Raw genomic sequence first — 12,217 nt, 5'->3', positions numbered from 1 at the left:
TAATCCACTTTTAAATCTTATTATTTATAACATAGGGTATTTTATTAATCATGTCATCTATTGAATAATAATAGCCCAGATCATCATAGCATATTCTTGCAGCCTCCTTATTTATATAAGTGCCAATCATGCATGCCCTTATCAGATTAATATGCTTTGCAGCCATACCGGCTATTAGTCCTGCCAGCATATCGCCGGTTCCACCCATTGTCATCCTTGCATTTCCACCAGATGTATAAAATATGTTATCCCCATCTGTAATTATATCCACCTTGCCCTTTAATACAGTAATGATACCATATTTCTTTGACATTTTAACTGCATTCTCCTCTGTTGCATCAACCCCATAAAACATTTTGAATTCTCCAGCATGTGGTGTAACTGCACATTTTTTACCCTCAAGATGCCCTGGGCTTAAAAGTTTTAATGCATCTGCATCTGCTATTATTATTCCATTATATTTTTTAATAATATTTATAAGGATATCCCTGTATCCCGGGTTTAAACCAAGGCCAGGACCAATTAGTATGGCATCGTTCTGATTAATGTCATCATTATCAAGATCATTAAATGTTCTTACAATTAAACCTGCCGAATAGGAAGAAATTATATTGTAATTATTCTGTGATGTATAAACCCTGACCAGATCCACCCCGGTGTTATATGCTGCCCTGGCCGCTATAATGGCTGAACCTGAATATGTGAATCCTGATATTAATGCTACCCGGCCATTCATACCCTTATGTGAATCCTGTAATGGTTTTGGAATGTATAATAAATCACCACGGCCAGAGTACTTAATTATGTTTTCAGGAATGCCTATATCTGATACAATTATTTCTCCACACGTTTCACTGGTCATGCCATCCTTAATACCTGTAAATGTAACTGTGTAATCTGGCTTTACAGATCCGGGATATGGGAAACCTGACGGCACATCAACCGATACAATTATCTTACCACTTGAATTAATTTTGGATATTACAGAACTGTATGGCTCCCTTGGTGAGCCATTAATGCCTATACCAAAAATTGCATCTATTATTATTTCAGATTCCTGTATATTTTTATCCAGATCCTCTATGGTAAAATATTTTTGATTATTCTCATTAAATGCCCTCCTTGCCTCATATGTTTTAAGATCAAATGGTTCTTTAATAAACTGAATTTTAACGTCCATACAGTTTAAAAAACTGGATGCCATAATACCATCACCCGCATTGTTTCCTGTTCCACATACAATTAAGACCTTTGAATGCTGTTTAAATTTTGATGAAACGAATTTTGCCACCGCCCTTCCTGCATTTATCATTAAATTGTATGTATCGCCGTAGGTTTTTGAGTAATTTAAATCATCCCTTTTTGCCTCAATATAATCCATATAAAATAATTATTTTTGAGTACTTAATATTAACCGCGGATTTAAACAATATGTTTTAATAATAGATTTTGATATTATAATTATGTCAAGAATAGTACTGCATGAAAGAAACAGGCCATATGTTGTTAAGGTTGGCGACAAGGAGGTGCATATATGCGGATGCGGCTTATCAGACAACAAACCATACTGCGATGGTCACCACATGAAAACAGTGGATGAGGGACAGGGAATATTCTTATACGACAAAAACGGCAATCGTGTTGAGGTAAACTCATTTTATGATAATCCCTAAATTAATTTAATTTTTAATCATTATTTAATCAATGTTAATAGTTTTATATTTAATTATTCTTAATAAACTTAACAAGATACCTGCCATAAAAATTATTATAAAACCGCTCAGCTTGCCCGTCATTAATCATAAATCATTTAATGGTAATTTTCATCATTGCGGAAATGGGGCTGTCCGAATTTGAATCGGAGTCTCAGGCTCCCAAAGCCCGTAGGATACCAAGCTACCCCACAGCCCCTAAGAACATAATTTAAAAAAGGTATATAATAATTTATATTACTAAAAATTTAGTTTTTTGTTGTGTTTGCTGTTTTATCTCTCTGTGTCTCCCTTGGTGGTATGATTTTTGCCATTCTGTGATTTGATACATATCCGTAGTATATCATCATTAATACCAGCCATGTACCGCCCACCACGGATATAATTAAAGCAAGGTACTGCATTGCAGAGTCTGTTAATACATCAGGAATGAATGCCGGATTATTGGAGTATCCAAATACATATGGATAAACCCTGAGTTCCAGGAAGGCAACAGATATTATGCTTAAAAGAATTACAAAAGGTTTATAGGAGGCCAGATATGTTGTTGACTTAAACATATAAAGAATTGGTATTATTAATGCAAGAATTATGGGTATTATTATGAAATCTGAGTTTACCATGTAATCCTTTAGTGACAGGAAATAATAGGACGGCATAAATATTGCAAGACCAACTATGACAAGTATTAATGGTAAAACCCTTTCAAAGGGTTTGTTTATATCGGAAAGTCTGTAAAATACCCTGCTTATTCCATTGGCAAGTATTAGTCCACCGATTATAAATCCAATTACATCTGCATGTGAATATAATTTCACAAAATTGGTATAGCTGTTTGAGTAACCAATGCTTGAATATTTTCCGTATCCATAAAGGTACATTCCATATCCACTTGTGATTGCTGCAAGAATCGAAAATGCCATGAGTCCCATTATGAAGGTCGCAACGCCGTATATTATGTATAGCTTTCTCTCATCGAAGTATTTATTGCCATGCCACATGAACTCGGCATATATAATAAAAGCATTTCTCGCAACGAGGAAGAAGATAAATATTGCGAATAACGGGAATAATGAATACGCCATGGCCGGCATTAAAACAGGTATAACATTTTCCATGTCAACAAGCCAAAGCACAAAGAATGTACCAACAACCTCCCAAACCGGGACAATGTATGAAAGCACATTTAATCTTACCTTGTCATTCTTTAAACCGGTTATTACAGGAACAACAGCCATCAATTCTGTTCCAAACATTGTTACCATGGAAGCAACCGCAACAATAAGAAATAAAACATCAAAATGTATAGAAAATAAGTAATCCATTTTAATCACCTCATTCCAGCCTTGGTGCCGGTAGACCCTTTGTTCTTCCTTTCCTCTTCCTTTATTATGTCCCCCTCTCCGAGCTTTAGATCCTCCTCAACATTTGAGAGTTTCATTACCTTTGCGGCGTAGTAAAAGGTTATCGGGAATATTATTATGTAAAACGCTATTATTGCAATACCCAGAGGAAATACTATGGGTGATGTTGATGCAGCCTGTGCAATGGTCATTACACCATAATACATATGGCCGTTAACAAGTATTCCACCCGGTGTTGGTGATTTAATAATAAATGGAACCCTGCCAACCTCTGCTGTGTACCATCCATCCTCCATTGTAAACACTCCCATTACAGCAACCACAAGGCCTCCAATTAATGTGTGCTTCTGGCTTAATGGATCCTTCTTCCTGAAATACTGAACAACGACATATAACCAGAAGAAGCCCATTAATACTCCAAAGCCAACCATAAGGTCAAGTGTATCATGGACGAATGATGGTGGCCATACAGCATAATCGGTTACACCATGATAGGTTGTTAGGTTTATAAGTCCCGGAATGTATCCGTGACCAAAGGTAAATGGATAAGCAAGAAGTGACTGGGCAAGCGGGAGATTAACATAATATGCAGGATGGTGGTTTATAAGTATACCAAATATATGTTCAGGCGCTCCATACGTTGTGGGAACCAGATCCTGTTCAAGTGCTGCATATTTAATTGGCTCTATGACAAGCAGTGTTGAAAGCTCATTAGATCCGGTTATACCAAGATATATTATATCAAGTATCATAAATACTGCTGTTATATTTATTCCCCTTCTGTATATCATTTTCTCAGACGCATTTGTGGTTTTCATGTATTTATAAACAAGATATCCAAAGATCATTGCAATTCCTGCATAGTATACTGCACCTGACATGTGAAGCTCCTCTGCTGCCGTTGATACTGTTAAGAATGGCTGAAATGGGTTAACTCCAGTAATTACCTTGCCACCTGATGCAAGATACTCAGATATGTTAAACCCATTGGGTGTATTCATCCACGCATTTATTTCTGTGACCGTAAACGCTGAAAGATAGGTTCCTATTGTAACTGCCAGCGATAACCCCCAGTGTTCCCATCTGTTTTTAAAGTCCTTCCAGAAATAAACGTACATTGGCAGTGCAATTGCCTCAAGAAGGAACGAGAATACCTCGACATAAAATGGCCCCATAGAAACCTCGCCAACAAGCCTCATGAAGGTTGGCCAGAACAGGAACAGTTCCATGGCCATAACCGTACCGGACGCAGTACCTACTGCAAAGAATATCACCAGTGCCTTTGATAATTTATATGCAAGTGTATCGTAATACTTGTCCTTTTTTCTTAGCGCAAGGAATTCGGCTATGGTAACTGTTATGGCAAGGCCCATACTCAATGATACAAGCAGTATATGGGCTGAAATTGTATACGCAAACATAGCAGCATCCCAATTCGGATAAGAAATTATCATATTAATCGGTATTATATAACAAAATCATATTTAAACTTATTTTTTACCTAAATCGTCATAATATATATATAATATATCAATTTATGATTATAAATTCATAAATTAAGAAATTTATTTGTATATATTTATGTACTGATAAGGTCTAAATTTTCCAAAGCAATACTGTATTTCCGTGAATTTTGACTTGAATTCAGCGACCTCAGATTTCATTTTTTCAATATTTTTATTTTTCATGATTATATCATTGATTAGTTCAGCAAGATGTTTTACATCATCCTCCTTGAATCCTATTCTGGTTATTTCCTGGGTGCCTATTCTTATTCCGCTTGGATTCTGTGATTTTTTATTATCATCATAGGGTAATAGGTTCTTATTAAGTATTATGCCTGCCTTTTCAAGGGTTTCAGCAACATACTTTCCACCACCCTGTGCAGATACATCCACAGCGAGCGTGTGGGATTTTGTAAATCCATTTTTTTCACCAAGAACCTTAAAACCATATTTATTTAGTTCCTCTCCAAGAAGCTGGGCATTTTTAATTATCTGTTTTGCATAGTCCTCACCAAATTGTAAATGTTCCGCAAGGGTTATGCCAAGGGCAGCCATTGCATTGATGTGATGATTGCTTAATGTTCCAGGAAAGACGCCACGCTGTACCTTCTTCCATTTATCCTCACTGGTTTCACCAATAATTATGCCATGCTGCGGTCCAGGCAGTGTTTTATGCGTGCTTCCTGTTATAATCTCGGCCCCCTCCCTTAATGGATCCTGAAACTGCTTTCCTGCTATTAATCCAAGGACATGTGCACCATCATAAACCACGGTTGCGCCAATTTCATTAAAAACATCATTTAATTCCTTTAACGGGGTAGGAAAGAGGAATACAGACTGACCAAACCAGCATACCTTTGGCTTATTCTGCTTCAAAAGTTTTATTGTGCCATCCACATCTATATTCATTTCATCTATATCAAAGGGATAATTTACTGTTTTAAGTCCCCTAAAACCAACAGCACCAAATGAGGCAGAGCTTATGTGTCCCCCTCCAGAAAGTGATGGCGTGGCGATTAGATCTCCAGGTTTTGTAAATGCATATAGCACAGCCATGTTGGAATTTGTTCCAGATAATGGCCTGGGGTCAACATATTTGGATTTAAATAATTCCCTGCCGAGATCCATTACCCTATCCTCAAGCTGGTCAACATAATAATTTCCCTGATAGTACCTCTTATGTGGCAATCCCTCTGCATATCTAAAGCCGAAATCAGTTAAAAGCATCTCCATGGCCATTGGGCTCATTATATTTTCAGAAGCAATAAGAGGAATACTCTCCTCAAAAAATTTGTTATGTTTCTGGGCAAGCTGTCTAATATACAAGGCATCCTCTAAAAATTCATCCTCTCTGTTTACCATTAAAATAGACAACATTAAAAAGTATATCTAATTTTAGTTTTATATAAAAAATAAATTTATTTTATTTTTTTCTTCTCTCAATATATATCACAGAGCCGATTATTGCAATTATAACTATCACACCTATTATTATGTAGTACATTGTATAACTGGTAAATGGCACATTTGAGACCTCAATCACATGGTTTGAAAAATGTGGTACATAAAGCATAATGAACATTCCCGAACTTGTATTAACATATGAATAATAGGGCGTTGTTGTGCTTGTTTCATTTAGCAGGGTTGATACATTTACCTCCTTTGCAACGCTGCCATCAAATTTAACATAGGCATGCCCGTTGTCCTTTAACACACTGTTACTAATAAATATGGCCACAATTGTTGAATGGTTTACTGTTGAGTTAACATCAAAAACAGCGTTGCTTGTCGTATTTTTGTCAAATTTAAAGTTTATTGACGAGTTATAGTTCACTGTGTTGTTTTCCAGTGTGCCATTAACCCTTTCCAGGGCTATTTCAGACGCTATTTTACCCTTTAAAATTGCACTGGTTAATGTTGTATTTACCGGTACCTTCTGCATTCCGGGTGGAACAACAATATTAATAAAAGCCGTGCCATTTACTGGCATTATGGTTATATTCTGACCACTGATTACGAAATTTCCATTATGCACAAATATGAATGCTACTGTTCCGTTGTTATCTATTATTATCATATTTTTTCCTGCATTTATTACATGATTAAAGTTGGCCATAACATTAACAGACATTGAAGCGTTTCCAAATACCGTGCTATTGGCCTGTGCATTTAAAGAGGCATTTGCCGATGCACTAACCTGCATATTGTTTGTTGTATTGTAAATTTTGGCACTGGATGGGGCATTTATATGGAAATATGTACCATTAATCATTATATTGCTCTCTAGCGCAGGATTGTTGTGCATTACTATAAAAGTAGAATAATTGTAATAAATCATAAGACTGCCAAGAGTGTGTATGTTGTCATCTGATGTAAATAAAGGAGTATAAATATGACTTACAGAACCTGATGAATTTGCATACATGTTGCTAATTATCATGGTTCCTGTTGGATTGTATGTTATATTTGAGAAATATCCATTTTTATAATTCAATTTTAAATACTGTCCATATACTGTATTGTTGATCGTACTATAATTTAGGCTTGCACCATAATTCCCCCGGCTATGGAAATGGTTGTTAATTTCACCAGAAAATCCCATTCCCATGGAAGGATACATGCTGTTAACATTTCCCTGAACGGCAGGCAGGGCGGACATAACACCTAAAAGCATAAACGCTACAAGTATTGTGGCTATTATTATCTTAATCTTCATAAGTTTAAATAACTAAATTACTTATTAAAAGTTTATTATATGCTTATTTCACTAAATTATTAATTAAAATATATTTATAATTATACAATATTTCTCAAAACTTACAAAATAACTTATAATTTGAGGTAATTACCATTGAAATGATCTTAATAATTGCATCTGAACAGGACGGGGCAAGCACTGCCATGGCTAAAAAATTGCTTGAGATTTTTCCTTTTGAAAGAACTGGTGAATCAGAATATAAGTATGGTGATTATACATTAATGTTTATTAAAGAACTCCATATTTACTCTAATTTAACGATACATGACAATGTTAGTACTGTCATATTTCTATCTAAACATTCATCCAGCGCTGGGGTTAAATCATTAACAGTTCACCCAATTGGAAATTTTAGAGAGGCAGCGCTTGGTGGAAAAAGCAATATTATAGTAATGTCTGATCCCGAATACATGAGTGCCAGCCTGAGGTATATTAAAAATAACTATAATGATAATCATTTTGAGGTAACCTTTGAGGCAACACATCATGGGCCATATCTTGAAAAGCCATCATTCTTTATTGAAATAGGAACAACAGAATCAGAATGGTCACAGGAAAACATACAGGAAATAATGGTAAGTTCCATAATAAATCCGAAAATTAAAAAATATAAGAATTTCGTTGGTGTTGGTGGTGGTCACTACGCACCAAAGATAAGTGAATACTTTTTTAAAAATGACATAAACATAGGGCATATAATACCAAAATATGTTCATGATACTGTTAGTTTAGAAGAAATTGAAAATGCAGTGATTAAAACACCATTATGCTCTGGTTTTCTAATGGATTCACACGGTACAAAGGCAAGGGTAAAATCAATGATTGAGGATGTTGCAGACAGATATTCCCTTGAAATAATAAGGGATTAATTTTTAAAAATAATTGGTATTTGAATTATTAAAAACTATTATTTTTAACCTTATATTATAAATGCAGGGGCTGAAATTATATTTAAATGGTAAAAATTTATATATTATAAATTATTAAATTGTTTAACAAGTGAAAAAAATGGAAATAGATATGGAGGAAAAGCCTCCAGGTAGGCCATTAATAAAAGACTCTGATCTTGGTAATTTTTTAAAAAGGGAGAATATTTATTTTAAATATGAGGGTTATAATCCCACAGGTACACAGAAGGATCGTATTTCCGAAAACCATGTAAAAAATGCAATTGCACACGGATATGATACAATATCTGTTGCAACATGTGGTAATTATGGCGCATCCATAGCATATTATGCAAGAAAATACGGCCTTCACTCCGTTATAGGAATACCCTCAGATTATATTAGCGCAAGAAGGGATGAAATATCATACTATGGTGGAGAAATAATTGAAAAGCCTGTGAAATATGAGGAAATGGTGGATTATATCAGGGAGCTATCGGCCTCAAATGGATGGTATGATGCAAGCCCCGGTTCAGCCAACTCAAAGCTTGATTATTATTCATATTCCGCAATCTCTGAGGAGATATATAATGAGCTTGGAAGAATGCCGGAATACGTTTCAGTGCCTGTTGGCAATGGAACAACAATGTACGGTGTCTACCTTGGTTTTAAGAGAATATCAATGAAAACAGGAGAAAAAATTCCATCATTTATAGCCAATAGCACAATCAATGGCAACCCAATCATATATTCATTTTTAAGGGGTTATAAAAAAATAAGGGAATTAAATCCAGATAATATTCAGGAAACAAAGATAAATGAACCCCTTGTTGCCTACAGGTCATATGATGGTCAGAAGGCCCTTAATGTTTTATATGAAACACATGGCAGGGCCCTTTATTCAACAGATGAGGAGATGTTATATATATCAAAAGAGCTTGAAAGACTTGATCGTTTATCCGTGCTTCCCGCCTCATGCTCTGCCGTATCAGGGGCTCTAAGGGTTGTTAGGGACGAAACATGTGTTATACTTCTTACGGGGAGGAATTAAAAATGGAAAAGGCATCGGTATTATCGGAGGGTTATTTTGCCACCACTTACGGTAAAACAGCAAATGGTCTTGTAAGGTTTACAAAGAGGTACCAGATCACATCAGTAATAGATTCAAGGTATTACGGCATGGATGCTGGTTACGTTTTAATGGGTAAGCCAAACAACATCAAGGTAATATCATCAATTGCCGAGGCAAGAGCACTCGGGTCTGAAACATTAATAGTTGGTGTTGCAACAGATGGAGGATACCTTCCACTGGAATACAGACCATATATAAGGGAGGCAATTGAATCTGGCATGAATATTGTAAGCGGTCTGCATCAGTATATAAGTGATGACCCAGAATTCTCGGAGCTTGCACTAAAGCATGGAGTCTATATAACAGATGTAAGAAAGATATTTAACAAATATGAATACTCATTTACAGGGAAAATAGATGAGGTTAAATCAAAAAAAATAGCAGTCCTTGGCACAGATAGCGCCATTGGTAAAAGAACAACAGCAGTATATTTAAATAATGCAATGATTAAGCATGGAAAAAAATCTGAGCTTATTGGCACAGGTCAGACATCATGGATGCAGGGATTTCCCTATACTGTTGTTATGGATTCAATAATAAATGATTTTGTTGCCGGTTCACTTGAGTATATAGCATACAAGGCATGGACTGAGGAAAAACCAGAATACATGTTTCTGGAGGGTCAGGGATCTATACTTCATCCTGCATATCCCGGTGGCTTCGAAATTATAGGCGCTTTAAGGCCAGATGCAATTATACTGCAGCACGCCCCCAAAAGAAAATTTTATGACGGTTTTCCTGAATATACAATACCACCGCTGGAAAAATATATAAAGGTGCTGGAACTTGTTTCAGACAGGCGGGTTATTGCCATAGCACTGAACACCGAGGAAATGACAAAATCTGAAATAGCTGATGAAAAGCAGAGGCTTGATAGAAAATTTGGAATACCTGTTTTTGATCCATTAGAGGAGTTCGAAAGAATTGCAGACGTAATAGCTGATATGTAATGTTTATTGATAATATTATCTCTTTTAATAGCATCGAGGTTAGTGTTTTATCCATTGAAAAACGCAGAATTATTGGTGATATAAAATATGATGATAATCACTTTAAGCTAATTTTTACATTTAAGGAGGATATTACAGCTGATAAAAATATTGCCGGTCTTATAGTTACAATGCCTGTAATTAATTTTACATATTTTTCAAGGAGGCTTGTATTAAATTATCCATTGTCAAAAACAGACCTAAATTTGATTAAAAATTTTGTAGAAATAAACGCAAGGGAGGTTTTCATTAATAAAATAATTAACAGAAGATATGATTTCATTAAGGAAGAATATATACCAAAGGATAATGATATTACAGAGGAAAATGCATGCGGCATAACTGAAGTTACTGCCAGTCAAATAATAGACGATAAATCTTATGATGAGATGGACCAAAATAATGTTTTAATAATGTCCTCTGGTGGCAAGGAGAGCCTTCTTGGTTACGGTATTTTTAATGAAATAAATGCTAATGGCAAAAATTACGCATTCTTTTTTGAGGAATCAGGCGCCCACTGGTTAACAGCAAAAACAGCATTTGATTATTATGAAAAAAATTTTAAAAATGTAATAAAAACATGGTCGAACGTTGATAGATTTTACCATGAAATGTTAAGGCATATTAAAATACTAAGGCAGGATATGATCAACATAAAGGCTGATGATTATCCAATACAGGTCTTTATTTTCCCAATTTATATATTTTTGACATTACCATTGATTTTAAAATATAAAATTGGTAACATCATCATGGGTGATGAATTTGATGACCCCAGAGAAATGGGGAAATTCCATGGTATTGAATACTATTATGGCATATTCGATCAGACCTCATATTTTAATGAAATGATGTCAGAATACCTGAGAAATAAGGGAATAAATACAAGAGTTTATTCAATAGTTTACCCAATTACCGGATCTCTTGAAGAAAAAATTCTGATAGGCCGGTATCATGATTTATACTTAAATCAGAGGTCATGTCACTCATGCCATGAAAAAAATGGTTTAATATATCCATGTGGGAAATGCTCAAAATGTCTTGGCATTTTACTTTTTATCGAGGCTAATGGCGGGAATCCGAAGGAAATATTATATTCAGACGATGACATTAGATTGCTTGAGAGGAGGGTTTTAAGGGCAAAAATGAGGCTTGACCCTGATGAACTTAAATATACTGAAACAAAACTTGGTTTTATTAATGGAAATCCAAATGATTACGGCCATGTCAACGGGATTCACATACTTCCATATGAAAAAACCATGTTTTCTCTGGTTCCTGAAAACTTTAGGGATAATATAATAAATATAATTAATAAATACTCTGATGGAACATATACTCTTAAAAACGGCACATGGGTAAAAACTTAAAAAAATAATTTTTCGGCATCCCTGCATTCCTCATTATTCTTGCATTTTTTATATTCCTCCAGCGGTTCCATATTAATTATTATGAAATTCTGTGCCCATGAGTACTTTGACAGAACCTCAAATGCGGCATCAGGATATCCCATGATATAAAGAGAGGCTGCAAGAGCCTCCAGTGATGATAATTTTCCCGGCTTTCCATAATTAACTGGATTTACAGGTAAGAGAAGTGGAAGCCTTCTTGCGTTTTTTACCCTTAAATTTTTTATTGTATCTATTAAATTCCATGAACCATCTATAAGGCAAATGCCATAATTTGTGTAAATAAAAGAGTCAGAATTTAAAAGATATGTATCAGAATACGGGGTTAAAACCAGCTTTTTTCCTATCATATTAGCCCGTATTTTAATGGCAAGACCATAATGCTCCAGTTTTTTCATTGTGGATTTTTTTGGGTCATCCTGTTTTAAATATACATAATATATTCTATTCTGCAAGATCAT

11 protein-coding genes and 1 tRNA gene are annotated in these 12,217 nt (G+C 35.1%); 5 read left to right on the top strand and 7 right to left on the bottom strand.

The features are described 5' to 3' along the window. Positions 1-10 precede the first annotated feature (10 nt). Positions 11-1,381: a bifunctional ADP-dependent NAD(P)H-hydrate dehydratase/NAD(P)H-hydrate epimerase gene (locus TZ01_RS06690; protein ID WP_048102029.1), complete on the bottom strand. Its 1,371-nt coding sequence runs from the start codon at positions 1,379-1,381 to the stop codon at positions 11-13. Between the two features lie 82 nt (positions 1,382-1,463). Between TZ01_RS06690 and TZ01_RS06685 the strand changes: the two genes are divergently transcribed. Further along, positions 1,464-1,673, top strand: coding sequence for a CDGSH iron-sulfur domain-containing protein (locus tag TZ01_RS06685; protein WP_048102028.1), 210 nt, complete (start codon positions 1,464-1,466; stop codon positions 1,671-1,673). 165 nt (positions 1,674-1,838) lie between these two features. On the opposite strand, the gene TZ01_RS06680 is transcribed toward TZ01_RS06685, so the two are convergent. The 5 genes from TZ01_RS06680 to TZ01_RS06660 all read right to left on the bottom strand — a co-directional run bounded on the left by TZ01_RS06680 (position 1,839) and on the right by TZ01_RS06660 (position 7,297). Next, positions 1,839-1,911, bottom strand: a tRNA-Pro gene (locus tag TZ01_RS06680). Positions 1,912-1,960: 49 nt separating this feature from the next. Then, complete coding sequence (locus TZ01_RS06675) at positions 1,961-3,037, bottom strand: hypothetical protein (RefSeq protein ID WP_048102027.1); 1,077 nt, start codon at positions 3,035-3,037, stop codon at positions 1,961-1,963. Positions 3,038-3,042: 5 nt separating this feature from the next. Then, positions 3,043-4,497: a cytochrome ubiquinol oxidase subunit I gene (locus TZ01_RS06670; RefSeq protein WP_231563437.1), complete on the bottom strand. Its 1,455-nt coding sequence runs from the start codon at positions 4,495-4,497 to the stop codon at positions 3,043-3,045. A 144-nt stretch (positions 4,498-4,641) separates the two neighbouring features. After that, positions 4,642-5,943, bottom strand: coding sequence for a serine hydroxymethyltransferase (gene glyA / locus TZ01_RS06665; protein ID WP_048102025.1), 1,302 nt, complete (start codon positions 5,941-5,943; stop codon positions 4,642-4,644). A gap of 61 nt (positions 5,944-6,004) precedes the next feature. Further along, a complete protein-coding gene (locus tag TZ01_RS06660; protein WP_048102024.1) occupies positions 6,005-7,297 on the bottom strand; it encodes a hypothetical protein in 1,293 nt (430 codons plus the stop codon). Between the two features lie 140 nt (positions 7,298-7,437). Here TZ01_RS06660 and TZ01_RS06655 point away from each other — a divergent pair, with 140 nt between their 5' ends. The 4 genes from TZ01_RS06655 (at position 7,438) to TZ01_RS06640 (ending at position 11,717) form a co-directional block, all read left to right on the top strand. Continuing rightward, the gene (locus tag TZ01_RS06655; protein WP_048102023.1) at positions 7,438-8,208 is read left to right on the top strand and encodes a D-aminoacyl-tRNA deacylase; all 771 of its coding nucleotides are present in this window, start codon (positions 7,438-7,440) and stop codon (positions 8,206-8,208) included. A 139-nt stretch (positions 8,209-8,347) separates the two neighbouring features. Beyond that, the gene (locus TZ01_RS06650; RefSeq protein ID WP_048102181.1) at positions 8,348-9,277 is read left to right on the top strand and encodes a pyridoxal-phosphate dependent enzyme; all 930 of its coding nucleotides are present in this window, start codon (positions 8,348-8,350) and stop codon (positions 9,275-9,277) included. Positions 9,278-9,279: 2 nt separating this feature from the next. Next, positions 9,280-10,308 carry a DUF1611 domain-containing protein gene (locus tag TZ01_RS06645; protein ID WP_048102022.1) on the top strand — a complete coding sequence of 343 codons (1,029 nt, stop codon included), beginning with the start codon at positions 9,280-9,282 and terminating at the stop codon, positions 10,306-10,308. Then, complete coding sequence (locus tag TZ01_RS06640) at positions 10,308-11,717, top strand: hypothetical protein (RefSeq protein ID WP_052656817.1); 1,410 nt, start codon at positions 10,308-10,310, stop codon at positions 11,715-11,717. The genes TZ01_RS06645 and TZ01_RS06640 overlap by 1 nt, the downstream gene beginning before the upstream one ends. Here TZ01_RS06640 and TZ01_RS06635 read toward each other — a convergent pair. Next, positions 11,714-12,217, bottom strand: coding sequence for a DUF367 family protein (locus tag TZ01_RS06635; protein WP_052656816.1), 504 nt, complete (start codon positions 12,215-12,217; stop codon positions 11,714-11,716). The genes TZ01_RS06640 and TZ01_RS06635 overlap by 4 nt on opposite strands.

This window comes from Acidiplasma sp. MBA-1, from assembly GCF_000949015.1.
Taxonomy (GTDB): Archaea; Thermoplasmatota; Thermoplasmata; order Thermoplasmatales; family Thermoplasmataceae; genus Acidiplasma; species Acidiplasma aeolicum.
The sequence above is the reverse complement of the archived record's forward strand: the minus strand, read 5'-3'. Positions and strand labels throughout refer to the sequence as shown.